Source organism: Pseudomonas sp. B16120 (genome assembly GCF_044218845.1).
Taxonomy (GTDB): Bacteria; Pseudomonadota; Gammaproteobacteria; order Pseudomonadales; family Pseudomonadaceae; genus Aquipseudomonas; species Aquipseudomonas paracarnis.
Genome location: NZ_CP162588.1, coordinates 3099785 through 3126369 on the forward strand (window position 1 = coordinate 3099785; position 26585 = coordinate 3126369).

Genomic DNA, 26585 nt, shown 5'->3' on the forward strand with positions numbered 1-26585 from the left:
TATCGACTCCACATCAAGCCCGTTAAGTAGGCAGTTGTGGGCTATTGCCGAAAGCGCTTCAAAAAGCAGGTCTCGCTGTCTCAACAAGACTGCATTTTCCGTCTTAAGACTTGCAATACGCTCTTCAAGGCTTCTGCGTCGACGGGCACCGTCTGGATCTCTTCCGCTTTCCTTCAGTTGTGCGATTCTGGCGGATTCGATTCTATTTCCACGGTCACCTCCTAGCGTAGCTCGGCTCGTCAGGCCCAGCCGGCGCTGCACCTCTGGCCGGGAAATGGGCGCGAGCTCCACTCCTAAGCTAATCATTTGAGCGAGGAGGGCGTCGATCGCCTCGTCCAAGGTGCCGCCCCTCAAGGTCTGTCGTTGCGCCATGGTCGCCTCTAATCATCCGAAACCGAACTGTGTCGTTTGTCCGTATCTGCAACTGTCACAGGATGCCCATCTGGAAACACGCGTTGCACACCTACATTGGTATCGCGTGCAAGGACGGATTTTAAATTGTTGAGCTTGTCTTCCTGGTCTGCCAGCCATACATCGCTGCCTGCCTCTCCGGCACCGGCATCGCGCATAATGGTAATTGCGGTCGTCAGATTCTCGGCTTGTTTCTCAAGGTTGGCCCGCTCCGATGGTGTGCCCATCAGATGCAGATGCGAGCAGCCATTCCAGCACTGAAGATGCTTAGGGCAGGGCGCTTGGGAGAAGTCGTGAATGCAACCTCCAAAGGGTGTCACGTGCAGCGCCGTTGCGTGTACGGTGAGGAATGCTTCTGCCGTGATCGCGCCTTTATCTGATAGCAGCGCATGGTAACTGTCGGTCAAAGCGCCCTGAATGCGCTTATCTCTTATGCCCTCATGTAGAAAGTCGATACGCTCGTGATGACTATTGAACGCCAAGAACTCTTGATGGGTAGCGGTGTTTTCTTCAATGCTTGTGTGTTGGTAATAGACATTCTGGTCGAGGCGTTTTCGCCCCAGGGCCAGCGCCTGCTGAACATTGCTCATGCCAGTCAGATGGTAAATAGTATTTCGCCAGTGGCGCGGTTGATGGCTAGTCAGCTTGATCGGTGTCCCATCCGCTTCAAATAATGAACGGCGCGAGAATATGGACGAGAATCGCGGATCCGCGCCGAGTGCTCGGTTAATGTCAACCAACATCACTCGTCGTGGAATGGCACGGAACACGTTGGCCTCACGTCCCCCCAAACGAAATTGTCCGTCAAATGCGATGGCAAGTGTTTCACTTGTTTTTAAGACAACACGAAGCTTACCGCTGATATTTTCGGTAAGCGCGGCATGCCCGTGAAGTTTAGGGACGAGAAAACTCTCAATATCGCCAGCCAAATACTTTTGCCTCGACACCTTGCTAGGATGGATTCCATTTCGTGAAAAGTACACATTTAGGTTCCGAGACGAATCGCGATTCTGACTGAATCCAAGCCAGCTAAAAACTTCAGCTTCTGACATTTCCTTCTTCGGCGAGTAGTCCCAGAGGCGACCTGGATTATCTTCCTGCCATTTAGCGATTTTTCGCTGTTCCTGGGTCAGTAACTTGAGTCGCTTGACTGCACGCCTAGCTAGAGGGACGTCGCTTTCTGCAAACCAATGAACACGAGATTGAAAATGCTTCTCCGCAAAGTACCTAATTCCGCATTCGACCAGGCGCTTGCCATTTGCATCTACAACTATCTCACCTGTTGCTCCTTTGATTGGCCTTTCAACCCAACAGTCATAAGGTATTACTGCTACCTCGTTCCCTCTTTGGCCAGTCGCGATCAGTAAATCGATTATGCGCAGCAAGATCTCTTCGCTGTCATTAAGCGGATTATTCGAACAAAGGGCGTAGGCTTCCATCGCCTCACGAGAGGGCAACTTCTCATCAGATTTACGCTGTTTTACAGTGCGATCGGGATCATGCAGCGAAATATAGTCGTGACGGCGCTTTTCTGGTTTTGCATCATGCTCAAAGTGGATGGCGATCTCAGTTAATTGCAGACTATCAATCGTATCCGCTACTACTTGAAGATGAGAGATCGCATCGTACAGATTTTTGTAACCGCTTTGGCGGAGGAATTCTACGACGCGATCAAAATCGCCTCGTGTCAACTGTGTGGGATCGGATGCGCCACGCTCAAACAAGGGGTTGTATACCCGCCGGATAGCAATATTGTATGCAGCCACCATCGAAAACTGCAGGCTCCGGGTGCGTTGTAGATACACAATCAGGGCCTTGTTAAAATCTTGGAACACGAGGGGGAGAGGGCCCTTCGCCGGAGAAGGATAGCCCGTTTTTTCGAGGGCTTGCCGATGCGTCTCGAAGGTAAGCGTATTTTGCTTTCCACGTTGTGGTAACCAGCTTCCGACGCCCCATAACGATGACGCCCACGGTGTTGAAATCGGTAACGAATGGAAAATCGCTTGTTCCTGCGTAACAAAACCTCCGAGGCGTTGACTTGCTCTAGACAGCGTCATCTGCAGCATCCTCAGTTTGCTGCCGGCAGCGCTTGATTGTAGCGCTTACCGCCAGAATGGTTGTCTGATGCTGGGCCAGGGGCCGGTTGTGAATGAGATCACCGGCTAGTTCTGCCATATCAATGAACCGTTGCGCTTCCCGCTGGAGCGCCTCCTTTACCTGCTCATGGCGGCCGTCGGCAAAGGGGTGGAACTTCTTGCAGGTGTAGCAGGCGTATATAGGGTTGTAGGGACAGTGGGTATGGACCGGCAGGGCGCAGGCGCCAATATCGCCGATGTACTGCGTATCAATGACGCCGCGGACGGCTCTTTCAGGAGCAGTATCGCGGCGTTGGACTATTTTCCCAGTTAATAAGCTGCGCATGATGCGTTGATAGGCCGGACTCTTACCCAGTGCTTTCTCTTTGATCCGGGCAATGTTGGGGGTGGCCGTTACGTAAGCACGCGCTGCAACGGTGCTGTTGTGTCCGAGCAGTTCGGCAATCATGTCTGCCGGAGTCCCCTGATCCGCCAAGCCTTGCCCGAGGTGATGACGCAACAATATGGATACCTGATTAGGCCTATCTATCCCTGCCTCACGCAGCTCGTATTTGAGGCCTGAACCGATTTCGCTAACCGAGAGACGCCTTCCACAAGGATTGACAAATAATGGTTCACAGTCGTTACCAAAACGGCGTTGAATTTCTAAAACGTGGCGTGAGATTTTCACTCCCAGGTGCGCGGTTATTTTACGAGGGCGCCGCTCAGGTCTGCGTTGGCCAACTTTTTTGGCCATGGGTAACCACAGAGTGTAGTACTTCTCGTGATCAGCGCTTTCAATAACCTCAAAATCAGCAATGTCTAGCGAATGAAATTGAATCGACCGGGGTGCGAGTTCGAAACCCAAGTGAAGTACTATGTTAAACTGGGCTTCCTCCCAGCAGTCAGATGAAATGTGTCGTTCGATGCGTTTAAGCAATCGAACTTCCTCATCAAGTTCTAAACCAGACTGCGAGAGGAAAATTCGCGCATACGGATCCACCCGCACTGACTTTGTATCTTTGATCGTTAGGTAAGTGCTTTTATCAAAACCTTTAATTCCCCTGTCAATTGCCCAGTGATAAAACCTGCGAAACCCAATTAGATTATGCCTAACCTGTTTAAATCCTTCTAATTTGGCAATTAAATCTTGATGATTCCAAGGAAAGTGCCGGGCGAGATTGGTACTTGATAAGTAGACAAGAGACCTTGCAAACATGAATGCTGTTTGGGGAGCATACCTCTCTAACGCATAAGCCATAAAGCCTTTGGCTATTTCATTAAGCTCTGGAGCTAAGGCTAGCTCGGCCCAATCAATTTTCAGCGCGACTCCACCGTCGTACCATGTCCACACCTTCAGCCGGGTATCGACGTAGCGTGGCTGGTCATTAGTGCGAGTTCGAATTGCGACGTAAGCGGGTCCCCTGAACACGTAAGCTGGCAAAGAGGAGGGTTGTGACGCGTGTTCTCGGTCGGCTGATTTGGTCAAGGTGAACCTCCTTAACTGTCAAGTCGGCTCCAGGCTGCGGAGGTGCGCTGGGCATTGTGGAGATTGGCCGACTCGGCTAGATAACGACCTGCGTAACGGCGTGGCATGGTCGAGGTCTCAGACCAACCGCAGACTCGCCGGAGTTCGTCCGTGGCCCGCTCGAGGTCATGCCCACGCTTTTCGACCAGGTAAGCCAAAAACCGGTCTGCAAAGGTGTGGCGAAAGTCATGCGCAGAAAGTGTAGGCAACAACCCTGGATCAGCCAGTTCAATGGCCAGAAACAGCCGATCAAGGACGTTAGACAACGCGCGGATCGACAGCGGGCGGCCACGATCCGAGATGAACAAATAGCGATACAGTAATTTCATCGGTTTACCGTCACGCAGAGGGCGCCGTTCGCTCTGGATATAGCGCTCGTAGACCTCATACAACTGTGCGGAGATGCCTACGGTCCGCCCATGTGTTTTGAGCGCAGGCTCTTCAACGCGCGGGTCGCCGGGATCATGTTCGCGATCATTGATGCTGACATAGCCGTGCTGAGAACCTTTATTGATATCCGTGGTGTAGAGCTTCAGAAGTTCTCCGCGACGGATGCCTGTCTCCAAGAGCAATTCAATCATTAGCCAATTGCGCAGTTGCAAACGTTCCGGGAACGGATTCTCTGCAGCGCCGGGGCGAATCAGTGTGCGAACGATCTGAAGTTGCGTATCTGTCAGGCTGCGGTAACGAGTGCGGTCAGGGCGGGCATTGATGATATGGCTCTCAAAGCGCCGCTCAATGACGTCGGCGACATCGGCAAATACCACGTCGATTTCAGCCTGTGTGGCTGAATTCTGACGGGCGCGCGGGATGTAACGGGTGACGCACCAAGACAGGTATTTCTTCAGCAAGCGCAGGTACTGGTCACGTGTTCGTGAACCGATCTGCTGTAAAAGTGCAGTGTCGGCTTTGCCAATTCGGGCGACCAGGTTGTCGGCTTGGCGACCGCTTTGGAGCCAGATGGCGTAACCGTCCAGCAAAGCCAGAATCGCCTCGAAGTGGCAGGACAAGATGGTCTCATCGATATCCAGACCTCGAGTTTCGGCATAGGTGTAGAAAGCCAGGATCGCGCGCAGATGCGCCGCAGCCGTGTTGTAAGCGCGCTGTCTGAGTTTAAGCTGGACGTAGATGAACGGGACAAGTATGGGCAACGGCGCCGCATCACCAGCTTGTACAAGCAGCGGTAGTCGTTGACCTGAAGAGAAACGGCACTGAATCAGTTTCATCGGCAGCCACCTCATTCAAGGACACGTCATGAACATTATGAACATGGCCCGTTGAGAGAGTAGGCGTCAAAAACGAATTCGTCGAATCAGTGACTTACGTGGCTTATGAACATATCAGACATAGCACCTCGTTTAACATAATATACATTATGCGAACCGTCCTATACGGAGCTGGGGGGCTCTGGAGGCTATATTTCACCTGGTGATCAGCGCTCAGGTGTTGCTACTAGCAACACAGGTTCAGAACGATGAATCCTGGGCTTGGCCATCTGCCTCGATACGAATCTTGGCGCGTGCAACAACGGCCATAGCCTCGGCAATGAAAGCCGCATCACCGGTGTCGTGTGCATCAGCCAAAAATACAGCTACGGCCTCTGAATCAACCAGCGAGTCTGCTGGGTCATAATCATAAATTGGCTCTGTCATCTGATCACCTGGAGAAAATAATGAACCCGAAACCTAAGGCTAAAAATACGCTGGAAAGTAAAATGCCAGGATGCAGCTGATGGCACTGGCGATTTGATCATACCGCTGACTGACGATCTCCTGTCGGCCATCAAGTTGGCCTGCGGCGACACACTCGATCTGGAAGTAAAACCTAACGGCACGATAATCCTGACGGCAGTTCGTGCGTAGGATCAATTCAACCATCCACACGCTTGATGGTTGCAGCCCATAAACGACGTGACTTGTTACCGACTACACGTGATTTCACTGGGTGCTAATTTCTAATCCTTGAGAGATAGCGTTCAAATTTGGAAGATAACGAGCAAGGATGAGCTACCCCGAGTTCATCTGCTGAGCTACCCTCCTCCTTTTTAATAGCGTTTGTGCATAACTAAACTAAATGACTATTTAGTTGAGTTATAAGCTGTTGCCCCAGATCAAAGCCTAAACCGATCCACCGACTGCGAAAGCTTCCCCGCCAAACTCGACAATTCATCCGTCGTCGACGCCGTCTCGCCAATCACCCGACTGTTACTTTCCGACATCCCCGCAATTCTCTCCACCTGATGAGCGATCTCATTACTGGCCAGGCTCTGCTCACTAATCGTGCGTGAAATATCGTTGACCAATTCAGTGGTACTCAGCGTAGCCTGGAGGATCTCGCGAATGGCGCGCTCCACCTCGGCAGTCACCGCCATGCCCTTGTCCACTTGGGCAACGCCCTCCTCCATGCTGATCACCGCTTCACGGGTGTTCTGCTGGATACTCCCGACCATGCTGGCTATTTCCTGGGTGGAGGCGCTGGTGCGTCCGGCCAGGCTGCGCACTTCGTCGGCCACGACCGCAAAGCCGCGCCCTTGTTCACCGGCGCGGGCGGCTTCGATGGCGGCGTTCAGGGCCAGCAGGTTGGTCTGGTCGGCAATCCCCTTGATCACCTGGATAATGCTGTAGATCGCCTCGGACTCCTTGTCCAGCGTGCGGATCACTTGGGCTGACTGTTGGGCAGAACGGGCGATGCCATCCATGTCGCTGACCACCTGGTGGATAACCCGGCCGCCGTCCTTGGCCAGGGTTTCAGCCTGGCTGGCCATGTCCAGGGCACGTTGGGCGTGACGGGTGATTTCTTCGATGCTGGCTGTCATTTCGCTCGCGGCGGCGGCCATGGTGCTGGCGGCGACGCTTTGTTGCTGGCTGCTGCCTGCCACTTCATGGCAACCCTGGCTGAGGCGCTCGCTCATGCCATTGACGCCATGGGCGTTGCTGCGAACCACTTCGATCATGCCGCGCAAATCCCGCTGCATCGTCGCCAGGCTGCGAATCAGTGCACTGGCTTCGTCCTGGTTCTTGGGTTCGGCAATCGGCTCGCTCAGGTTGCCATGGGCAATGCTCTGGGCAATACGGCTGGCGGTGCGCAACGGCCCCATGATGCTCAGGGTCACCCAACGTCCTTGTGCCAGCAGCAACAGCAGGCTCGCCCCCAATACAATAATCAAGGTCCAGTTAGCGTTACTGATGGTTTGCCGGGTACCGGTGCTGGTGAGTTGGGTATGGTTTTCGATCAGTTCGCTCAACGCCGCCATTTGTTCTTCCAACTGGCTGAACGCGGCATTGAAGGTCTGCAGTTCGCCTCGTGCGGTCTCTGGATTCTCCAGGGCCAGCGCGACGATGCGCTCGCCGGCACTGATGTAGGTGTCCAGGCTGGGTTTGATTTTTTCCAGGCTGGCCTTGATCGAGGCGTCCAACGGCAGCTTGAGATTGTCCGCCAGCACCTCGCGAAAGTGCTCGGCATGCTCCTTGATCGAGCTGTTGACCTCGGCCGGCGTACTGGTGCTTTTGCCCAGCCCGACCAACATCGCCGACAGTACATCCGCACGCAGGGCGTCGTGCATCATGTCGGCTTCCATGTGGTTGCGCAGTACCGTCATGCTGACGTCGTTGTCCTGTACCGCATCGGCCATCCGCGTATTGCCCAGGTAGCCAGCCAGGCTCATGATCAAAGCGGTGAGCAACCCGGTCGCAATCAACAGCACCAAGCGTAATTTGATCGTCATAGTGGTACCCCGTGCCAGGACCGCCGGTTGGGAACCCAACCGTTTCAATGTCGCTGCTAGCTGTATCGGCAGCTGTTGCTTGTTAGTGAAGCCTAAGTTTGCGGATCTGCGCGGTTCCCTTAAGCTGACCGTCCGTTGCTCTACCTGGATCTGCCAAATGCCTCAACGTATCGCCCGCCTCGCCCTGTTGCTGGGCTTGATCACCGCCGTCGGCCCGTTTGCCATCGACATCTACCTGCCGGCGCTGCCGACCCTGGGCGCCAGCCTCCAGGCCTCGCCGGCGGCCGTGCAGATGAGTTTGACGGTGTTCTTCATGATTATCGGCGTGTGCCAGTTGTTCTACGGCCCCCTCAGCGACGTGTTCGGGCGTAAACCACCGATTTATGCGGGTTTGGTGATCTTTGCCATTGGCAGCGTCGGCTGCGCGCTGGCACCGACCATCGAAGTGTTGATTGGTTTTCGTGCGGTGCAGGCGTTCGGTGCTTGTGCGGGCATGGTGATCCCACGGGCGATTGTCCGTGACCTGTATACCGGCCATGAAGCGGCGCGTCTGATGGCTTTGTTGATGCTGGTGATGAGTGTTTCGCCGATCCTCGCGCCGCTGGCCGGTAGCCTGGTGATTTCGATCTGGAGCTGGCGCGAAGTGTTTGCCGTGTTGGCGGTGGTGGCCGTGCTGTGTCTGGTGATGACCGCCGTACAACTGCCAGAAACCCACCCGGCCGAGCGCCGCCTGGGCAAGACACTGGGCCAGGCGTTCGGCAGTTATGGCGCCCTCCTCCGCGACCCGGTCTTTACGGGTTTGTCGGTGGTGTGCGGGTTTGGCCTGGCCACCTTTTTCGTGTTCATCGGCAGCGCGCCCTTCGTGTACATCGAATTTTTTGGCCTGACACCGACCCAGTTCAGCCTGTGCTTTGCGCTCAACGCGGCTTCGTTTTTTGCCATGAGCCAATTGACTGCCCGCCTCAGCGCCCGCTTTGGCCTGGCGCCGTTGATTCGCTGGTCGGTGGTGGGCGTGGCGGCGGTCATGAGCTTGCTGGCGGCTACTACACTGTGGGGTGACAGCCTGGGCTTGATGATGGGGCTGTTGTTTATCGGTTTTGGCTTTCTTGGCCTGCTATTGCCGGCGGCCGGGGTACTGTCGCTGGAGGATCATGGTGCGGTGGCGGGTTCTGCGTCTGCACTGCTGGGCGCGATCCAGATGGTCACGGCGGCTGTGGCGATGACCTTGGTGGGGATCTTTGCCGACCATACACCGGCGCCGATGTTGATCGGCATTGCGCTGTGTGCGCTTGCCGCGATGCTGACCACCTTGTGGACGTTGCGGCGCTTGCCGGCTCACCTGGTTTCAAGCGTCCCGCCTTCCTCCTGAGCAGAGGAGCAGGCAGATTCAACATTTTGGTTGCCTGTGAGGCCCTCTTCGCAGGCAAGCCAGCTCCCACATTTGAATCGTGGTGTATCCACAAGCCTACAAATCAAATCGATCCACCGCCCGCCGCCGCTCATTGTCGTCACGCACGTCATAGCTGGCGGTGGTCTGGATATTGGTGTGATGCGCCAGTTTCTGCGCAATCGACAAATCATGCTCCTCGATCACCCGCGTGATAAACGAACGACGGAAATCATGGGGCATGATCTTGACCCCTACTTGATCGCCGCGCTGGCGCGCGATGTAGTAAATCGCATGTTTGGTGATGCGTTCCCGGGTGATATGGCTGCCTCGCCGGATACGGTTGAACAAGAAGCTGTCGTCCTGCTCGCCTTCCTTGAGGTGCTCGCGGCGGAACGCCAGCCAGGCCTGCAGCTTGGCAAACGCCCAGTCCGGCGCGTACTTGACCAGCTCTTTGTTGCCCTTGCCGATCACGCGCAAGCTGCGCTCGTCAAAGTTGATCTGTGCCAGGTCCAGGTTCACCGACTCCGACTTGCGCATGCCCGAGCCATATAACAGACCGATCACTGCGGCATCCCGCAGGCCCTGAGGCCGGGGGTCGGCGGCGCAGACGTCGAGCATCTCGCGGATCAAGGTGCGGCGCAGATTGCGGCCCTGGCTCAGGCGCGTACCGGGTGTGGCCTTGACCGAGCGCATCTTCAACAGGTGGTCCTGGCTGATCAAGCTCATGCGCCACGCTTCATTCATGACCCCGCGCACCGCATTCACATACAGCGACGAAGTGTTCGGCGCTAAGCCGTCCTCGCGCAAGGCAGCCACCAGTGCGATGACGTGTTCGGGCTGCAGCAGGTGCCAGTCAATCTCTTCGAGGTTGAGATCTTCGAAACCCAGGCGGTCGGCGGCATCCTGCAGCACGTAGCGCATGGTCAACTGGCTGGAAGGCGCCAGACGGGTGAGGTAAAGGGTCAGCGGGTTGCGAATGGACTCGGTCAAGGTAGATCAGCCTTTGGATTAAATACATCGACCAACTATTTGATTAGTCGATGTATTTAGTGGGTTGGCGAAGGCCGAGTCTAACCCAGGAGCGGCCCTGGCACAAAATCACGGGGCTGTATCGTCGTCCTCACTGGCTGCCTGGGGTTGGGCCTGGGACTGGCTCCAGTCGGCGTCCTGTTGCTGCATCAGCGCGAACCACTGCTGGCGCATAAAAGCGAGGTAACTGTCCGGCGCCTTGGCAAAGTCCTTCTCGTCGCCATAGCAGCCTGGCAGGGGCAGTTCGGTGCCCTGCTCCTTGTACTGGCTCACCAACGCTTGCTGCGCCACGACGCTGCAGTCAGTAGGCAGTGGCATACCGCGCAAGGCGCCCGCGTCCTCATCCCACCAACTTGCGCCCACGCGGTCGAGGCCGCGCAGACGATACTTCTCGGACTTTCCGGCATGCATGATCAGCTTGAATTCGTTGGGGCTGACATCACTGGTGCAGGCCCGCGAATAACCGACCGTGGCCTGGGTATTGCCGTCGCCCAGCAGGTCGGTGACCTTGGTGGCAGCCCGGTCAAAGCGCAGCCCGGCGTCGAATTCGCAGTGCTGTACATCGTCGTACAGCATCCACACGCGCTTGGGGCGCTCGCCTCCCAGCACGTATTGCGCCGCGTAGACAAAGGCCGACTGGGTACCATCGTCATCGCGCTCACCGACTTGCTCAGCGAGTACCAGCAGGTTTTTGCCTTGGCGGTCATCCCAGGTATAGGCGGCGACCTGCTTGCCGCGCACTTCCACCCCGTCCGGCACCTGGTCCAGTGGGGTCAGCGCGACGCCCTGATCAGCCCGCACGCTGGTGACACAGGCCACCGTCATCAACAATCCCATCAGCGCTGGCCGCAACTGGCCGCGTAAAAGCTGCACGCTATTCATCCGAGTACCCTGGCAAGAGAGGGCTTACTTTACCGGCACTTGAGCGCCAATGCAGAGAAGATTGTTGAAGGGCAAACATTGGGCTGATCGCCTCGCTCAGATTGAACCAAGCGTCTTGCACGAAGCTCCGATATCGCCCTGTGAGGCCTACATGTAACGCCTTGATTACTTAGCTGAACCCTAGCTGTCTGCCTGTCAAATAAACGAGTTTTTCATCCGCCTTTCATATTCGTTGCACATTTTTGCGCTTAACCTTGTAGGCAACACTTGAGAGCAATCCGTGGATTATCGACTAACCTATTGAAAACGCATCATCTTTAGCCCCGTTTTGTATCCTGCGGGCTGTAGTTTTGCCCAATGAACGCTGCTGTTTTCACGCTTGAAGTCGCTTTAGCCCGAGGTCATGAATCTTTGAAACCCTACCCTATTCATTGCGTGTCGATCGTTATCCCGGTCTACAACGAACAAGAAAGCCTGCCTGAGTTGCTGCGCCGCACCACGGCAGCCTGCAAGCAATTGGCTTACGAATACGAAATCATCCTGGTGGATGACGGTAGCCGCGACAATTCGGCCCAACTGCTCGAAGACGCCGCCGCCGAAGACGGCAGCAATGTGGTGGCGGTGATCCTTAACCGCAACTACGGCCAGCACGCGGCGATCATGGCCGGCTTTGAACAGTGCCGTGGCGAAGTGGTGATCACCCTTGACGCCGACCTGCAGAACCCGCCGGAAGAAATCCCGCGCCTGGTCGAGCAAGCCGCCCTGGGCTACGACGTGGTCGCCACCGTGCGTAATAACCGCCAGGACTCGGCCTTCCGCCGCTGGCCCTCGCGCTTGATCAACCTTGCCGTGCAGCGCTCTACCGGCGTGGCCATGACCGACTACGGCTGCATGTTGCGCGCCTACCGCCGCACCATCGTCGACGCCATGCTCGCCTGCCGTGAGCGCAGCACGTTCATCCCGATCCTGGCCAACGGCTTTGCCCGCCACACCACGGAAATCCTGGTGCACCACGCCGAACGTGAGCACGGCGAATCCAAATACAGCGCCATGCGCCTGATCAGCCTGATGTTCGACCTGCTGACCTGCATGACCACCACGCCCTTGCGCCTGCTGTCCATCGTCGGTTTCAGCCTGGCGGCACTGGGCGTGCTGTTTGCCTTTGCCCTGATCGTCATGCGCCTGGCCTTCGGCGCCGACTGGGCTGGCGATGGCCTGTTCGTGCTGTTTGCGGTGCTGTTTGTGTTCACCGGTGGCCAGTTCATCGGCATGGGTCTTTTGGGCGAATACCTGGGCCGCATGTACAGCGATGTCCGCGCCCGCCCACGCTTCTTTATTGAAAAAGTGCTGCGCAACCAACCGGCAGCACCGGCTCCAGTCGTCGTGGTCGACGGCCTGGTGTCTTCCCATACGTCTACTTCTTCTTCGGATCAGGTCCAGTCATGAGTTCAAAAGCTGTTGTATTCGCCTACCACGATATTGGCTGCGCAGGCATTGAAGCGCTGCTCAGCGCCGGTTACGACATTGCCGCCGTGTTCACCCATGCCGATGACCCCAAGGAAAACAACTTCTACGGTTCCGTCGCCCAACTCTGCGCCCGCAATGGCATCCCGGTGCATGCACCGGAAGACGCCAACCACCCGCTGTGGATCGAACGCATCGCCAAGCTGAACCCGGAGTACATCTTCTCGTTCTACTACCGCAACCTGCTGAGCGAGCCGCTGTTGGCCACCGCCCGCAAAGGCGCGTTCAACCTGCACGGCTCGTTGCTGCCCAAGTACCGTGGCCGCGCCCCGGCCAACTGGGTGCTGGTCAACGGCGAAACCGAAACCGGCGTCACCCTGCACCGCATGGTCAAGCGTGCCGATGTCGGCGCGATCCTGGCCCAGCAGAAAGTCACCATCGAGCGCACCGATACCGGCCTGAGCCTGCACGCCAAGCTGCGTGAGGCGGCCACGGCGCTGCTGCGTGATGCCCTGCCACAGCTGGCCCAGGGCAAGCTGAGCGAAACCGCCCAGGATGACAGCAAAGCCACCTACTTCGGTCGTCGCACCGCCGCCGATGGCAAGCTGGACTGGAAAAAACCTGCCGAGCAACTGTTCAACCTGGTACGTGCAGTGACCCAGCCGTACCCGGGCGCCTTCTGCGCCGTGGGCGAGCACAAGTTGATCGTGTGGCAAGCCGACGTGGTCAAGGGCAACGAAGGTCTGGCGCCTGGCCGTGTAATCAGCGTCAACCCCCTGCGCATTGCCTGCGGTGAAGATTCCCTGGTGGTCAAGTTCGGCCAGCGCAACGAAAACGGCCTGTACCTGGCCGGCCCGTCCCTGGCCGATGAGTTGGGCCTGGTAGACGGTTCCGTGCTGCGCGGCGCCGAGTCGGGCCGCAAGCCGCGCCGTACCCGTGTGCTGATCCTGGGCGTGAACGGTTTTATCGGTAACCACTTGTCCGAGCGCCTGCTGCGTGACGACCGCTACGAAGTCTATGGCCTGGACATCGGCTCCGACGCCATCGAGCGCCTGCGCAGCCACCCCAACTTCCATTACGTGGAAGGCGACATCAGCATCCACACCGAGTGGATCGAGTACCACATCAAGAAATGCGACGTGGTGCTGCCGCTGGTGGCCATCGCCACGCCGATCGAGTACACCCGTAACCCGCTGCGCGTATTCGAACTGGACTTCGAAGAAAACCTCAAGCTGGTGCGCTACTGCGTCAAGTACAACAAGCGCGTGATTTTCCCGTCGACCTCCGAAGTCTATGGCATGTGCCAAGACCAGTATTTCGACGAAGACACCTCCAACCTGGTAGTGGGCCCGGTCAACAAGCAACGCTGGATCTACTCCGTCTCCAAGCAACTGCTGGACCGCGTGATCTGGGCCTACGGCGACAAGGGCCTGAAGTTCACCCTGTTCCGGCCCTTCAACTGGATGGGCCCGCGCCTGGACCGCCTGGACTCGGCGCGTATCGGCAGCTCCCGCGCCATTACCCAACTGATCCTGAACCTGGTGGAAGGCACGCCGATCCGTCTGTTCGACGGCGGTGAGCAGAAGCGTTGCTTCACCGACATTGCCGACGGCATCGAAGCCCTGGCGCGCATCATTGATAACGACAATGGCGTCTGCGACGGGCAGATCATCAACATCGGCAACCCCGAAAACGAAGCCAGCATTCGCCAGTTGGGCGAAGAACTGCTGCGTCAGTTCGAGGCTCACCCACTGCGCCACAACTTCCCGCCGTTCGCCGGTTTCCGCGACGTCGAGAGCAAGGCGTTCTACGGCACAGGCTACCAGGACGTGGCGCACCGCAAGCCGAGCATCGACAACGCCAAGCGCCTGCTGAACTGGGAGCCGAGCGTAGAGATGAGCGAAACCATCGGCAACACGCTCGATTTCTTCCTGCGTGAAGCCATGCTTGAAATTGCGGATAAAAAGTAATGCAGGCAGGTCTTCGCATCGACGTCGACACCTACCGCGGCACCCGTGAAGGTGTGCCGCGGTTGCTCGACTCCCTGGCCGAAGCCGGGGTCAAGGCGACGTTCTTCTTCAGTGTCGGGCCGGACAACATGGGGCGTCACTTGTGGCGCCTGATCCGCCCGCAGTTCCTGTGGAAGATGCTGCGCTCCAACGCGGCCGGCCTGTATGGCTGGGACATCTTGTTGGCCGGCACTGCCTGGCCAGGCAAGCCGATTGGCCGAGACCTGGGGCATTTGATGCGCCAGGCCAAGGCGGCCGGGCATGAAGTCGGCCTGCACGCCTGGGACCACCATGGCTGGCAAGCCAACACCGGGCGTTGGAGCGAGGCCCAACTGGTCGAGCAGATTCGACGCGGCGTAGACACCTTGAGCGACATTCTCGGCGAGCGCGTCGACTGTTCAGCGGCCGCCGGCTGGCGTGCCGATGAGCGTGTGGTGCAAGCCAAGCAAGGCTTCAACTTTCGCTACAACAGCGATTGCCGGGGCTCCAGTCTGTTTCGACCAACCCTGGCCGATGGCAGCGCGGGCACCCCACAAATTCCGGTAGACCTGCCGACCTTCGACGAAGTCGTCGGGCCGGTGGTGGCTGCCAACGATTTCAACCGCTTCATTCTTGATCGGTTCAACGCGTCAAAGCTGAACGTCTACACGATCCACGCGGAAGTAGAAGGGATTCTGATGGCCAATGATTTTCGCCAGTTGCTCGCCCAGGCCGGGCAGCGCGGCATCGAGTTCAAACCCTTGGGCGAGCTGTTGCCCGCGGATGTGACCACCCTGCCCCAGCAACAGCTGGTGCGCGGCGCCTTGAGCGGCCGCGAGGGTTGGCTGGGAGTGCAGCAGGCATGATCCGCCGCTGGGCTTTGCCCCTGCTCCTGCTGGCGTTCGCCGTGTTCTACCTGCTGCCGTTGGCCACCCATGGCTTGTGGATTCCCGATGAGACCCGCTATGCGCAAATCAGCCAGGAGATGCTGCTGACCGGCAAGTGGGCCGCGCCGCACTTCATGGGCATTCGCTACTTCGAAAAGCCCGCCGCAGGCTATTGGATGATCGCGCTGGGCCAGGCGATCTTCGGGCAGAACCTGTTCGGCGTGCGGTTTGCCTCGGCGTTGAGCACCGGTTTGAGCATTTTGCTGGTGTACCTGGTCTCTCGTCGGTTGTGGAATGATCCGCAAAAAAGCCTGGTCAGCACGTTGCTCTACATGAGCTTCGTCAGCGTGGCCGCGCTGGGCGGCTATGCCAACCTGGACCCGCAGTTCACCTTCTGGGTCAACCTGACGGGCGTGGCCTTGTGGTTCTGTTTCGACAGCACCACGCGGCGCGCGCGCTTGTGGTCCTGGGCCTTGCTGGGCCTGGCGTGCGGCATGGGCTTCATGACCAAGGGCTTCCTGGCCTGGTTGCTGCCGGTGCTGGTCGCCCTGCCCTACGCCGTCTGGCAAAAACGTTTTGTCGAGTTGTGCAAATTTGGCCCTGTTGCCGTGGTGGTGGCGATTGCTGTCAGCGTGCCGTGGGCGTTGGCTGTGCACCTGCAAGAGCCGGACTACTGGCATTTCTTTTTCTGGCACGAGCACATCCAACGCTTTGCCGGTGAAGACGCCCAGCACGCCGAACCCTTCTGGTATTACCTGCCGCTGCTGGTAGGGTTCGCGCTGCCGTGGGTCGCGCTGTTGCCGTCCGCGCTCAAGCAGGCCTGGCTGCAGCGGCGCGTGCCGAAAACCGCGTTCCTGCTACTGTGGCTGTTGATGCCCCTGGCCTTTTTCAGCCTGGCCAAAGGCAAGCTGCCCTCGTACATCATGCCGTGCATGCTCCCCCTGGCCCTGCTGATGGGCTCGGCCCTGAGCGACAAACTGGCTCAAGGCCGCGGCCGTGTGCTGCGCATCAATGGCTGGTTGAACCTGGTGATGGGTGTGCTGGTGTTGCTGGCCCTCAGCTGGTTCCAGTTGAAGAAGCCGGTCTACGAACCGGGTGAGGAAACCGTCAGCCTGGTGCTGGTGTTCATCTTTTTGTTCGGCTGGATCGTGGTCAATCTGCTGCAAGCGGCACGCCCCTTGGCATTGTGGGCCGCGCCGCTGATCGGCAGTGGATTTCTGGTGCTGCTGGTGCCTGCGGCGTTGCCCCATTCGGTGGTTTACAACAAGACCCCGGACCAGTTCATCATTGATCACATCGACGAGTTGCAGCCCAGCGTTGCCCTGCTGAGCAACGACCTGGGCGCCGCGTCGGCGCTGTCCTGGCGCCTCAAACGCCCGGATATCACGCTGTACAACACCTCGGGTGAGGTCAAGTACGGCCTGGCTTACGAGGACACGGCCCCGCGTCTGGTCGACCGTAACCGCATCCAGACGTGGATGGCCGAAACCCGTCGTACCGGCGCGGTAGGCGTGGTGATGCGCGTCAATAGCACCGGCGAAAAGGAAGAACTCGCGCTGCTGCCCACTGACGGCAAGCGTTATGCGCAAGGCAAGATCGTGATCCTGATTTTCCCGCAGGTCGCGCCATGATCACCCTGCTGCTACTGCTCACGGCCTGCCTGCTCACCTGCATGGGCCAGGTCTCGCAAAAATTCGCCGTGGAGAGCTGGCGCGGCGTGCCGGACGGCTGGGCACCGAAACTGCGCTCGCCGTGGTTGTGGTCGGCGCTGGTGTGCCTAGGCGTGGGCTTGCTGGTGTGGCTGCTGGTGTTGCAGCGCCTGGAAGTCGGCATTGCCTACCCCATGCTCAGCCTGAATTTTATGCTGGTCACGCTGATGGCGCGCTTTGTGTTTCACGAACCCATTGATGCCCGTCATTGGCTGGGTGTGGGGCTGGTGATTGCCGGCGTGGTCTTGCTGGGGCGCCAGGTATGAGCCGCATGCGGGGTTTCGCCCTGGCCCTGGGCAGTGTCGGCCTGGTGAGTGGCGCCCAATTGGGCATGCGCTGGAGCATGACGCGCCTGCCGCTGCCCACCCAATGGCTGGCTGCCTTCACGGATAACAGCATCGACCTCGGCGCCCTGGGCGTGGTGATCCTGGCGATCATCGCCTATGCGCTGTCGATGCTGTGCTGGCTCGGCGCACTGAAGCACTTACCCCTGGGCCGCGCCTATTCGCTGCTCAGCATCAGTTACGCGCTGGTGTATTTGCTGGCCGCCAGCCTGCCGGTGTTCAACGAAGATTTTTCGCTTTCAAAAACCCTGGGGGTGGCCTTGGTCATCCTCGGCGTACTGGTTATCAACTCTCGTCGTGCTAGCACCTCAAGTCCCAGGAATACCCCATGAAAATCAGTGTATTTGGTAGTGGTTACGTTGGTCTGGTTCAGGCCACGGTATTAGCCGAAGTCGGTCACGATGTCATTTGCATGGACGTTGACAAGCACAAAGTCGAGTCGCTGCAGAAGGGGCATGTGACCATCTTCGAGCCGGGCCTGGCAGCCATGGTCAAGGACAACCTGGAAAGCGGACGCCTGCGCTTTACCCACGACGAAAAACTCGCCGTCGAGCACGGTGAAGTATTGTTTATTGCTGTGGGCACGCCGTCGGATGAAGACGGTTCGGCCGACTTGAAATACGTGCTGTCGGTGGGTGATGCAGTTGCCCGCCATCGCGTGGCGCCGGTGATCCTGGTGGAGAAATCCACCGTACCGGTAGGCACCGGCGACACGTTGCGTGACCACATCCTCAATAACCTGCGTGCCGCCGGCCGTGAGCTGCAGTTCGATATCGTCTCCAACCCGGAATTCCTCAAGGAAGGCTCCGCCGTTGCCGACTGCCGCCGCCCGGACCGGATCATCATCGGCTGCGAGCGTGAAGAAGTGCGCGACGTGATGCGCGACCTGTACGCACCGTTCAACCGCAACCACGACCGCATCATCTTCATGGACCTGCGCAGCGCAGAACTGACCAAGTACGCCGCCAACTGCATGCTGGCCACCAAGATCAGCTTCATCAACCAGATCGCCGAGTTGGCTGAACACCTGGGTGCCGACATTGAGTCGGTGCGCCTGGGCATCGGTGCCGACTCACGCATCGGCTACCACTTTATCTACCCCGGCTGCGGTTATGGCGGCTCGTGCTTCCCCAAAGACATGCGCGCCCTGATCCACAGCGCCAAGCAGGCCAACTGCTCCAGCGACCTGCTCGAAGCCGTGGAAGCCATCAACCAGCGCCAGAAGAGCAAGTTGTTCGAGCGCATCAACGCGTTCTTCCAGGGCAACCTCAAGGGCAAGACGTTTGCCCTGTGGGGCCTGGCCTTCAAGCCCAACACCGATGACATGCGTGATGCCCCCAGCCGCGTGCTGATGGAAGCGCTGTGGGCTGCCGGCGCCAATGTGCGCGCCTTTGACCCTGAAGCCATGCAGGAAACCCAACGCATCTACGGCGATGACCCGCGCCTGATGCTGATGGGCACCCCGGAATCCACCTTGGGCGGCGCCGATGCGTTGATCGTGTGCACCGAATGGCAGCAATTCAAGGCGCCGGACTTTGACCTGATTCACCAGCGCCTGAAAACCCCGGTGATCTTCGACGGCCGTAACCTGTACGACGGCGAGCGCCTGGCGCGCAAAGGCTTCAAATACTTCCCCATCGGCCGCGGCGATTCCTGCGAGTTGCCGATCCCCCAGCAAAACTGGGTGGAACAGGTCAAGGACGCTTGCTAGGTGAACATCGCCTTACCGTCCGCGCAGCGCGCAACGATCCGCCACCAGTCGCTGGGGCTTGGGCTCTTGGCGCTGGTGCTGTTTATCGTCGGCAACTGGCACCAGGCGATCATCGGCTTTGATTCGCGCTTTGTGCTGTTTGCCCAGGAAATGCTGCGTCACGGGCCGAGTTTCTTTCCCACCACCTATGGTCAGCCGTATGCCGATTACCTGGCGACGTCGACCCTGTTGACGTGGCTGCTGTCGGTGCCCTTGGGCCAGGTCACCAGCCTGACGGCGTGGCTGCCCACTGCGGTCGCGTCGGCGCTGATTGTGGTGCTGGTCTATCGCCTCACTGCACCCTACTCGCCACGTTGGGGCCTGCTGAGTATTGCGATGCTGCTGCTCAGCAGTACGTTCATCAGCGAAACCCGTGCAGTCTCCCTCGACCAGATGCTCGCCGCCGTGGCGTTGGCGGTGTTCTACCTGGCCTACGCCCATGATCATTTCGCCGCAGCCAAGCGCCTGCATTGGGTGTTTTTGCTGGTGCTGCTGGGGTTTGCCATTCGCGGCCCGATAGGCCTGGTGATCCCTACGGGCGTGTTGTGCAGCTACTACCTGATCAACCGCCAGTGGCGCCAACTGTTCAGCTTCGGCCTGCTGGCACTGGCGCTGCTGGCGGCGTGCGTCGGCCTGTTGCTGCTGCTGGCCAAGCTCAGCGGCGGCGAAGATTTTATGCATGACGTGATTCGCATGCAGTTTCTGGGGCGCATGGATGGCAGCGAAGGTTCCGGTGGCGTGCTGTATTACTTCACCAGCTCCCTGGGCAACTACGCCCTGGCCTATCCAATCGCGTTGTTGGTGCTGCTGGCGGTGCTGATGGGCGGTCGACGTGCGCCGGACCCGGCATTGAAGCTGGTGCTCTACTGCGCGGCAGCCGGTGTGTTGGTGATGCTGGGGCTGTCGGTGCCCCAAGCCAAGAAAGCGCGCTATATCCTGCCGATGTTACCGATGGCCGCGATCATTGCCGCGTATCCCTTCGCGGTCACACAAGGGCGACTGTTTGCGTGGCTGCGCGCCTTGATGCTGGGCATCTGGACGCTGTTGCCAACGCTGTTGGCCATTGGCTTGGTGGTGGCGCGGCGGCGCTACCCGGAACCGCTGGCCGACCTTGAGCTGATCTTCGTCGTGCTTGGCTTGCTACAGGTGCTGGCCCTGCTGGCATTGTTCCGCTCGCGGCTGCGCACCTACGGTCCCGCCTTGGCCGCCGTGCTCTCACTCTGGGCCACCTACATCATGGTGGTTGAACCCCTGGAACGTCAGGTGTACGACACCCGCACCTTCAGCCTCGCCGTCAAGGCACAGGTTCAACAGCAACCGGCGCCGCTGGTGTTGCACGCACTGGGCAAAGACGCGAAAGCCATCAAATTCATGGTCAACTTCGATTGCGACAAGGTTCCGCTGTTTACCCAATTGCCTGCCGAATTGAAACCGGTCCAGGCGCCGGCATGGTTGGTCATGAGCCAGGCTGATTTCCAGGCGCTGGACGATCCGCGCCTGCGTTCAATCACGCCAACGCTTACCGCAGCGTTCGACAAAACCCCCTATGTGTTGCTGCATTTGGCAAAAGCCTCGACGCCTTGAGTGCTTTTCCGGCTGCACTGTAAGAAGAACGCCCACTCCCTCCACGAGTGGGCGACTTTCATCATAGGTACCAAGAAAACACCTACATTTGTTTGCGTAATGGCTGGTGCACTTTCCCTTCCGGTGCTCGGAGCCCAACTGTAGACTCGCTGCCACGTGCACTTACTATCTACCACCCGATCGTCAGGACTGCCCTGAAACGCTTGGGTCAGGGCACTTCACAACAAGGACGTTGTAGGCTGCCCGCGCGCGATGGCTTACTTCATTGAGAGGACAATGCCGTGCGAGAAGACCTGTTAACCGTACCCTTACCCAGGCTGGATCGTTTGATGGCATTGCGTGACGCACTGGTGGCGTTAAAGGGGCCGTTGGCCGACGACCCCAGGCTGCGCGAAGACTTGCAAGCGCGCCTGTTCAACGAAGAAACCCATAGTCGCGTGCTGGGCAAAATCAACCCCGCTGCATCCGCGTCCACCGGGCAGATAACCTATGGCGAAGCCGGTTAACTGCATTTATTTTGCATTCAATGTTCATTAATATGCAGTGGCGCCACCAGATCAAGCGCGGCACACTGCGCAGGTTCCTTCCCCCAATGTTGGAACCTTCAAAGGGCTGTTCCGGGAAACCAGGCAGGCCTTTTTTTTCGCCCGCTGTTTATGGACCGTCTTTCAATGCTCGCTCGCTGGTTACCCGCTGCAATCAACACCCGTCCCGCCGAATGGAGCCGTGCAGCCATCGGCATGGCCCTGGGCACGCTGTTCAGTGTCTGGGCCTGTGCCCAGGTGTTCGGCATGGAGGTGGCCCTGCACCTGCTCGGCCCTCTTGGCGCATCGGCCGTATTGCTGTTTGCCGTGTCGTCGGGGGCGCTGGCCCAACCCTGGTCGATAATCGGCAGTTACCTGTGTGCAGGCGTCGTCGCGTTGCTGGTCGCCCGCGTCCTGGGGCGCACCTTGGGCAGCGCCTGCCTGGCGGCAGGCATGACGGTGATCCTCATCTGCTGGCTGCGCTGCCTGCACCCGCCGGCCGGCGGCCTGGCCATGACCCTGGTGCTGGCCGATCCGGCATCGGTCGGCCTCGGCTGGTACGAGCTTGCGCCGGTGATGCTAGGGGCCGGCGCCCTGCTCGCCTGCGCGCTGGCCTATAACAATGCCACGCGCACGCGTTATCCCAAGGGGCTTGCCGAGCCTGCCCCGGTTATCCTGGGCACTGCCACCGCCGTGAGCGAGCCGAGCATCACGGCAGCCGACCTCAAGCTAGCGTTGGCCGAGATGGAGCAGTTCTACGATGTCGAACCGACAGAGCTTGAACAACTGATCCACGCCGCCGAGGGCCATGCCCGGCGTCGCAGTATCGGTGAGGTTCTGGCCAGCCGGGTGGTTTGAGCGACACTGCATAAATGCAACAACGACCTGCATGATTCCAAGTTGTACGAGGCAAATTTGCACTGGTACGATCACGAGAGAGTTCGCCCGCGAACGTCTTGATAAAGAACAATAAAAGCAGGGAGTTAGAGATGACTGCTCAGGTTTCATCCCAAGCAAGCCACGCCGAGATCCAGCAGGATGCAGTTCTGGCACAGGTGCGTAACCATATCGGCCACCTCACCCTCAACCGCCCCGCAGGCCTTAACGCCATCACCCTGAACATGGTCCGCCAATTGGCCGCGCACTTGCAGGTCTGGGCCGACGACCCTGAGGTCTATGCCATCGTCCTGCGCGGCGCCGGTGAGAAGGCCTTTTGCGCCGGTGGCGACATACGTTCGCTGTACGACAGCTTCAAGCAAGGCGACACCCTGCACCAGGATTTCTTCGTCGAGGAATATGCCCTCGACCTTGCCATCCACCATTACCGTAAACCCGTACTGGCGTTGATGGACGGCTTCGTACTCGGCGGTGGCATGGGCCTGGTGCAAGGCGCGGACCTGCGGGTGGTCACCGAACGCAGCCGCCTGGCGATGCCGGAAGTGGCCATCGGGTACTTCCCGGATGTGGGCGGCAGTTATTTCCTCTCGCGTATTCCTGGCGAACTGGGCACCTACCTTGGGGTGACCGGCGTGCAAATCCGCGCGGCGGATGCCTTGTATTGCGGGCTGGCGGACTGGTACATCGACAGCGCCAAGCTGGTTGAACTGGATCAGAAGCTCGACCGTCTGCAATGGAGCGAGTCTCCCCTCAAGGACTTGCAAGGCGCACTTGCCAGGCTGGCCGTGCAGCAATTGCCCGACGCCCCGCTGGCGGCCTTGCGCCCGGCCATTGACCACTTTTTCGGGTTGCCGGACGTGCCCAGCATCGTCGAGCAACTGCAACAAGTCACCGTGGCCGATAGCCATGACTGGGCGCTGACCACCGCCAACCTCATGCAGACCCGCTCGCCCCTGGCCATGGCCGTGACCCTGGAGATGCTGCGCCGTGGCCGCCACCTGCCACTGGAACACTGCTTTGCCCTCGAACTGCACCTGGACCGCCAATGGTTCGAGCGCGGCGACCTGATCGAAGGGGTTCGCGCCCTGATCATCGACAAGGACAAGACGCCGAAGTGGAACCCGCCCACCCTCCATGCGCTGGATGCCAGCCATGTGGAGAGCTTCTTCCGCGACTTCGCGCAGATTGAGAAATAAGCCATGCAAGATCTTGAATACACTGAAGAACAAGTGATGATCCGCGACATGGCGCGGGATTTTGCCCGTGGCGAAATCGCCCCCTACGCCCAAGCCTGGGAAAAAGCCGGCTGGATCGACGACGCCCTGGTGGCGAAGATGGGGGAGCTGGGCCTGCTGGGCATGGTGGTCCCGGAAGAATGGGGTGGCACCTATGTCGATTACGTGGCCTACGCCCTGGCCGTGGAGGAAATATCCGCCGGTGACGGCGCCACTGGCGCCTTGATGAGCATCCATAATTCAGTCGGTTGCGGGCCGATCCTCAACTACGGCACCACCGAACAGAAACACACCTGGCTGGCCGAACTCGCCAGCGGCCAGGCCATCGGTTGCTTCTGCCTGACCGAGCCCCAGGCCGGCTCCGAAGCCCATAACCTGCGCACACGCGCCGAACTGCGTGATGGCCAATGGGTCATCAATGGCGCCAAACAGTTCGTCAGCAACGGCAAGCGCGCCAAATTGGCCATCGTGTTCGCCGTGACCGACCCGGAACTGGGCAAGAAAGGCATTTCGGCGTTCCTGGTGCCGACCGACACCCCAGGTTTCGTGGTCGACCGCACCGAGCACAAGATGGGCATTCGTGCGTCAGACACCTGCGCCGTCACCCTCAACCAATGCAAGGTTCCCGAAGCCAATCTGTTGGGTGAGCGCGGCAAGGGGCTGGCCATCGCCCTCTCCAACCTGGAAGGCGGCCGCATTGGTATCGCCGCCCAGGCCCTGGGCATCGCCCGCGCCGCGTTTGAAGCCGCGCTGGCCTACGCCCGTGATCGGGTGCAGTTCGACAAGGCAATCATCGAACACCAGAGCGTGGCCAACCTGCTGGCCGACATGCAAACCCAGCTCAACGCTGCGCGCCTGCTGATCCTCCACGCCGCGCGCCTGCGCACCGCCGGCAAACCCTGCTTGTCCGAAGCCTCCCAGGCCAAGCTGTTCGCCTCGGAAATGGCCGAGCGGGTCTGCTCCAAGGCAATGCAGATTCATGGAGGGTATGGGTATCTGGAGGATTACCCGGTGGAGCGTTACTACCGGGACGCACGGATCACGCAGATTTACGAAGGCACCAGCGAGATTCAGCGGATGGTGATTGCCAGGGAGTTGAAAAACTACCAGCTCTGATGGACATGACCCAAAGCCCCGTGGGAGCTGGCTTGCCTGCGATGCAGACACCTCGGTACATCAGTTAAACCGAGGCGATGCCATCGCAGGCATGCCAGCTCCCACCTTTGCTTTGCGGCGTTTGGCAGGGGTTACTTATCCTTGAATTGCGGCGCCCGCTTGGCCACAAACGCGGCCATGCCTTCTTTCTGGTCCTGGGTCGCGAACGCCGCATGGAACACCCGGCGCTCAAAGCGCACGCCTTCGGACAGGCTGACTTCAAACGCACGGTTCACGCTTTCCTTGACCATCATGCTGATCGGTACGGATTTACCGGCGATCAGGGCGGCCACTTTCAGCGCTTCTTCCAGCAATTCATCGGCGGGCACGATGCGCGCCACGATCCCGCAGCGCTCGGCCTCTACCGCGTCGATAAAACGCCCGGTCAAGCACATCTCCATGGCCTTCGCCTTGCCCACTGCACGGGTCAGGCGCTGGGTGCCGCCCATGCCTGGCAGCACGCCCAGGTTGATTTCCGGCTGGCCGAACTTGGCAGTGTCGCCGGCGAGGATAAAGTCGCACATCAAGGCCAGTTCGCAGCCGCCGCCCAGGGCTAAGCCATTCACGGCGGCGATGATCGGCTTGCGGCGGTTGGCCACGCGGTCGCTGTCGCTGAACAAGTCGTCCATGTAGATCTGCGGGTAGGTCAGCTCGGCCATTTCCTTGATGTCGGCACCGGCCGCGAAGGCTTTTTTCGAGCCAGTCAGCACGATGCAGCCAATTTCAGGGTTGGCTTCCAGGCTGTCCAGCGCCTGGTTCAGCTCACTGACCAGTTGTGCATTCAAAGCGTTCAGGGCGTTGGGGCGGTTAAGCGTGATCAGCCCCACACGGCCCTGGACGTCAAGCAGGATGGTTTCGTAACTCATGTATCGGCTCCTTAAAGATTGCGTGAGATGACCATGCGTTGAATATCGCTGGTGCCTTCGTAAATCTGGCAGACCCGCACATCGCGGTAGATTCGCTCCAGGGGGAAGTCGTTCAGGTAACCGTAACCGCCCAGGGTTTGCAAGGCGGCCGAGCAGACTTTCTCGGCCATTTCGGACGCAAACAGCTTGGCCATGGACGCTTCCACCAGCGCCGGCTTGCCACTGTCACGCAGGGCGGCGGCGTAATGCACCATCTGCCGGGCGACGGCGATCTGGGTGGCCATGTCGGCCAGGCGAAAGGCCACGGCCTGGTGTTCGACCAACGGCTTGCCAAAGCTTTCACGCTCACGGGCATAGTCGCGGGCCGCTTCGAAGGCGGCACGGGCCATGCCCACCGACTGGGAGGCGATGCCCACGCGGCCACCTTCCAGGTTGGCCAAGGCGATTTTGTAGCCCTCGCCCTCCTCGCCCAGACGGTTGGCCACCGGTACTTTCACGTCTTCAAACAGGATCTGGCAAGTGTCCGAGGCATGCTGCCCCAGCTTGTCTTCCACCCGTGCCACGGTATAACCGGGCGAATCGGTGGGCACGATAAACGCGCTGATCCCACGCTTGCCTGCGGCGGGGTCGGTGACCGCAAACACAATCACGATCCCGGCGTTTTGCCCGGAGGTGATGAACTGTTTGCAGCCGTTGAGTACATAGTGGTCGCCTTCAAGGCGCGCCCGGGTTTTCAGGCTGCTGGCATCGGAGCCTGCCTGGGGTTCGGTCAGCGCGAAGGCACCGAGCATGGCGCCACTGGCCAGGGGCGTGAGGAACTGCTCTTTCTGCTGGTCATTGCCAAACTTGAGGATCGGCACACAACCCACCGAGTTGTGCACGCTCATGATCGTGGAGCAGGCACCGTCGCCGGCGGCGATTTCTTCCAGGGCCATGGCGTAGGCCAGGTAGCCAGTGTCGCAACCGCCCCACTGTTCCGGGACCAGCATGCCGAAAAAGCCCAGTTCGGCCATTTGCGCAATGGCCTCCTTGGGAAAACGATGCTCGCGGTCCCACTCGGCGGCGAAGGGTTTCAAACGTTCCTGGGCAAATTGCCGGGCGGCGTCGCTGATCTGCAGTTGTTCGTCATTGGGCAACATAGGT

The 26585-nt window shown here is 59.1% G+C and carries 22 protein-coding genes and 1 pseudogene; 13 read left to right on the top strand and 10 right to left on the bottom strand.

The window, feature by feature from the left end; all coding sequences use genetic code 11:
- Positions 1 to 380: 380 nt before the first annotated feature.
- From AB4P90_RS14385 to AB4P90_RS14410, 6 genes and pseudogenes are all read right to left on the bottom strand, one after another.
- On the bottom strand, positions 381 to 2468 hold the full coding sequence (locus AB4P90_RS14385) for a hypothetical protein (RefSeq protein WP_395606061.1): 2088 nt from the start codon (positions 2466 to 2468) through the stop codon (positions 381 to 383).
- Positions 2455 to 3975: a site-specific recombinase gene (locus AB4P90_RS14390; RefSeq protein WP_395606062.1), complete on the bottom strand. Its 1521-nt coding sequence runs from the start codon at positions 3973 to 3975 to the stop codon at positions 2455 to 2457. Before AB4P90_RS14390 ends, AB4P90_RS14385 begins: the two co-directional genes overlap by 14 nt.
- A gap of 11 nt (positions 3976 to 3986) precedes the next feature.
- Positions 3987 to 5240: a tyrosine-type recombinase/integrase gene (locus tag AB4P90_RS14395; protein ID WP_395606063.1), complete on the bottom strand. Its 1254-nt coding sequence runs from the start codon at positions 5238 to 5240 to the stop codon at positions 3987 to 3989.
- Positions 5241 to 5480: 240 nt separating this feature from the next.
- The gene (locus AB4P90_RS14400) at positions 5481 to 5666 is read right to left on the bottom strand and encodes a hypothetical protein (RefSeq protein WP_044483237.1); all 186 of its coding nucleotides are present in this window, start codon (positions 5664 to 5666) and stop codon (positions 5481 to 5483) included.
- Positions 5667 to 6124: 458 nt separating this feature from the next.
- Complete coding sequence (locus AB4P90_RS14405) at positions 6125 to 6988, bottom strand: methyl-accepting chemotaxis protein (protein ID WP_370694803.1); 864 nt, start codon at positions 6986 to 6988, stop codon at positions 6125 to 6127.
- A gap of 42 nt (positions 6989 to 7030) precedes the next feature.
- Positions 7031 to 7738 (bottom strand): annotated as a pseudogene (locus AB4P90_RS14410) (MCP four helix bundle domain-containing protein); the annotation flags it as partial.
- 157 nt (positions 7739 to 7895) lie between these two features.
- Between AB4P90_RS14410 and AB4P90_RS14415 the strand changes: the two are divergent.
- Entirely contained in the window at positions 7896 to 9107 is a 1212-nt protein-coding gene (locus tag AB4P90_RS14415; RefSeq protein ID WP_014718460.1) for a multidrug effflux MFS transporter, read from the top strand.
- Positions 9108 to 9203: 96 nt separating this feature from the next.
- Here the strand turns inward: AB4P90_RS14415 and xerC are convergent, their stop codons facing one another.
- Together xerC and AB4P90_RS14425 are read right to left on the bottom strand one after the other, a co-directional pair.
- The gene (gene xerC, locus AB4P90_RS14420) at positions 9204 to 10118 is read right to left on the bottom strand and encodes a tyrosine recombinase XerC (protein ID WP_014718461.1); all 915 of its coding nucleotides are present in this window, start codon (positions 10116 to 10118) and stop codon (positions 9204 to 9206) included.
- Positions 10119 to 10226: 108 nt separating this feature from the next.
- On the bottom strand, positions 10227 to 11039 hold the full coding sequence (locus AB4P90_RS14425; RefSeq protein ID WP_032902545.1) for a M949_RS01915 family surface polysaccharide biosynthesis protein: 813 nt from the start codon (positions 11037 to 11039) through the stop codon (positions 10227 to 10229).
- Positions 11040 to 11450: 411 nt separating this feature from the next.
- On the opposite strand from AB4P90_RS14425, the gene arnC reads away from it, so the two are divergent.
- The 12 genes from arnC to AB4P90_RS14485 all read left to right on the top strand — a co-directional run bounded on the left by arnC (position 11451) and on the right by AB4P90_RS14485 (position 24537).
- Entirely contained in the window at positions 11451 to 12485 is a 1035-nt protein-coding gene (arnC, locus tag AB4P90_RS14430; RefSeq protein ID WP_003191219.1) for an undecaprenyl-phosphate 4-deoxy-4-formamido-L-arabinose transferase, read from the top strand.
- Complete coding sequence (gene arnA / locus AB4P90_RS14435) at positions 12482 to 14473, top strand: bifunctional UDP-4-amino-4-deoxy-L-arabinose formyltransferase/UDP-glucuronic acid oxidase ArnA (RefSeq protein WP_395606064.1); 1992 nt, start codon at positions 12482 to 12484, stop codon at positions 14471 to 14473. The genes arnC and arnA overlap by 4 nt, the downstream gene beginning before the upstream one ends.
- A complete protein-coding gene (gene arnD, locus AB4P90_RS14440) occupies positions 14473 to 15357 on the top strand; it encodes a 4-deoxy-4-formamido-L-arabinose-phosphoundecaprenol deformylase (RefSeq protein ID WP_395606065.1) in 885 nt (294 codons plus the stop codon). Before arnA ends, arnD begins: the two co-directional genes overlap by 1 nt.
- On the top strand, positions 15354 to 17009 hold the full coding sequence (gene arnT / locus AB4P90_RS14445; protein ID WP_014718465.1) for a lipid IV(A) 4-amino-4-deoxy-L-arabinosyltransferase: 1656 nt from the start codon (positions 15354 to 15356) through the stop codon (positions 17007 to 17009). The genes arnD and arnT overlap by 4 nt, the downstream gene beginning before the upstream one ends.
- Positions 17006 to 17353 carry a 4-amino-4-deoxy-L-arabinose-phosphoundecaprenol flippase subunit ArnE gene (gene arnE, locus AB4P90_RS14450; protein ID WP_395606066.1) on the top strand — a complete coding sequence of 116 codons (348 nt, stop codon included), beginning with the start codon at positions 17006 to 17008 and terminating at the stop codon, positions 17351 to 17353. Before arnT ends, arnE begins: the two co-directional genes overlap by 4 nt.
- Complete coding sequence (gene arnF, locus AB4P90_RS14455) at positions 17350 to 17763, top strand: 4-amino-4-deoxy-L-arabinose-phosphoundecaprenol flippase subunit ArnF (RefSeq protein WP_014718467.1); 414 nt, start codon at positions 17350 to 17352, stop codon at positions 17761 to 17763. Before arnE ends, arnF begins: the two co-directional genes overlap by 4 nt.
- Positions 17760 to 19142: a UDP-glucose/GDP-mannose dehydrogenase family protein gene (locus tag AB4P90_RS14460; RefSeq protein WP_014718468.1), complete on the top strand. Its 1383-nt coding sequence runs from the start codon at positions 17760 to 17762 to the stop codon at positions 19140 to 19142. The genes arnF and AB4P90_RS14460 overlap by 4 nt, the downstream gene beginning before the upstream one ends.
- Positions 19143 to 20765: an ArnT family glycosyltransferase gene (locus AB4P90_RS14465; protein ID WP_371359967.1), complete on the top strand. Its 1623-nt coding sequence runs from the start codon at positions 19143 to 19145 to the stop codon at positions 20763 to 20765.
- A gap of 329 nt (positions 20766 to 21094) precedes the next feature.
- Positions 21095 to 21271, top strand: a complete 177-nt coding sequence (locus AB4P90_RS14470; protein WP_014718470.1) for a hypothetical protein — start codon at positions 21095 to 21097, stop codon at positions 21269 to 21271.
- A gap of 165 nt (positions 21272 to 21436) precedes the next feature.
- Positions 21437 to 22147 carry an HPP family protein gene (locus AB4P90_RS14475; RefSeq protein ID WP_019817055.1) on the top strand — a complete coding sequence of 237 codons (711 nt, stop codon included), beginning with the start codon at positions 21437 to 21439 and terminating at the stop codon, positions 22145 to 22147.
- A gap of 131 nt (positions 22148 to 22278) precedes the next feature.
- On the top strand, positions 22279 to 23382 hold the full coding sequence (locus AB4P90_RS14480; protein ID WP_060767292.1) for an enoyl-CoA hydratase/isomerase family protein: 1104 nt from the start codon (positions 22279 to 22281) through the stop codon (positions 23380 to 23382).
- Positions 23383 to 23385: 3 nt separating this feature from the next.
- A complete protein-coding gene (locus AB4P90_RS14485) occupies positions 23386 to 24537 on the top strand; it encodes an acyl-CoA dehydrogenase family protein (protein WP_014718473.1) in 1152 nt (383 codons plus the stop codon).
- A 131-nt stretch (positions 24538 to 24668) separates the two neighbouring features.
- Here the strand turns inward: AB4P90_RS14485 and AB4P90_RS14490 are convergent, their stop codons facing one another.
- Entirely contained in the window at positions 24669 to 25442 is a 774-nt protein-coding gene (locus AB4P90_RS14490) for an enoyl-CoA hydratase (protein WP_395606067.1), read from the bottom strand.
- Between the two features lie 11 nt (positions 25443 to 25453).
- Entirely contained in the window at positions 25454 to 26581 is a 1128-nt protein-coding gene (locus AB4P90_RS14495) for an acyl-CoA dehydrogenase (RefSeq protein ID WP_019817058.1), read from the bottom strand.
- Between the last annotated feature and the right edge of the window lie 4 nt (positions 26582 to 26585).

Bases quoted from the DNA above. Each gene is read 5' to 3' on its own strand.
- AB4P90_RS14460 (WP_014718468.1), top strand. From the start codon at position 17,760: ATGAAAATCAGTGTATTTGGTAGTGGTTACGTTGGTCTGGTTCAGGCC.
- arnT (WP_014718465.1), top strand. From the start codon at position 15,354: ATGATCCGCCGCTGGGCTTTGCCCCTGCTCCTGCTGGCGTTCGCCGTG.
- AB4P90_RS14490 (WP_395606067.1), bottom strand. From the start codon at position 25,442: ATGAGTTACGAAACCATCCTGCTTGACGTCCAGGGCCGTGTGGGGCTG.
- arnF (WP_014718467.1), top strand. From the start codon at position 17,350: ATGAGCCGCATGCGGGGTTTCGCCCTGGCCCTGGGCAGTGTCGGCCTG.
- AB4P90_RS14495 (WP_019817058.1), bottom strand. From the start codon at position 26,581: ATGTTGCCCAATGACGAACAACTGCAGATCAGCGACGCCGCCCGGCAA.
- AB4P90_RS14425 (WP_032902545.1), bottom strand. From the start codon at position 11,039: ATGAATAGCGTGCAGCTTTTACGCGGCCAGTTGCGGCCAGCGCTGATG.
- arnD (WP_395606065.1), top strand. From the start codon at position 14,473: ATGCAGGCAGGTCTTCGCATCGACGTCGACACCTACCGCGGCACCCGT.
- arnE (WP_395606066.1), top strand. From the start codon at position 17,006: ATGATCACCCTGCTGCTACTGCTCACGGCCTGCCTGCTCACCTGCATG.
- AB4P90_RS14400 (WP_044483237.1), bottom strand. From the start codon at position 5,666: ATGACAGAGCCAATTTATGATTATGACCCAGCAGACTCGCTGGTTGAT.
- AB4P90_RS14395 (WP_395606063.1), bottom strand. From the start codon at position 5,240: ATGAAACTGATTCAGTGCCGTTTCTCTTCAGGTCAACGACTACCGCTG.
- AB4P90_RS14385 (WP_395606061.1), bottom strand. From the start codon at position 2,468: ATGACGCTGTCTAGAGCAAGTCAACGCCTCGGAGGTTTTGTTACGCAG.
- AB4P90_RS14405 (WP_370694803.1), bottom strand. From the start codon at position 6,988: ATGCAGCGGGATTTGCGCGGCATGATCGAAGTGGTTCGCAGCAACGCC.
- AB4P90_RS14480 (WP_060767292.1), top strand. From the start codon at position 22,279: ATGACTGCTCAGGTTTCATCCCAAGCAAGCCACGCCGAGATCCAGCAG.
- AB4P90_RS14475 (WP_019817055.1), top strand. From the start codon at position 21,437: ATGCTCGCTCGCTGGTTACCCGCTGCAATCAACACCCGTCCCGCCGAA.
- AB4P90_RS14485 (WP_014718473.1), top strand. From the start codon at position 23,386: ATGCAAGATCTTGAATACACTGAAGAACAAGTGATGATCCGCGACATG.
- arnA (WP_395606064.1), top strand. From the start codon at position 12,482: ATGAGTTCAAAAGCTGTTGTATTCGCCTACCACGATATTGGCTGCGCA.
- AB4P90_RS14415 (WP_014718460.1), top strand. From the start codon at position 7,896: ATGCCTCAACGTATCGCCCGCCTCGCCCTGTTGCTGGGCTTGATCACC.
- AB4P90_RS14470 (WP_014718470.1), top strand. From the start codon at position 21,095: ATGGCATTGCGTGACGCACTGGTGGCGTTAAAGGGGCCGTTGGCCGAC.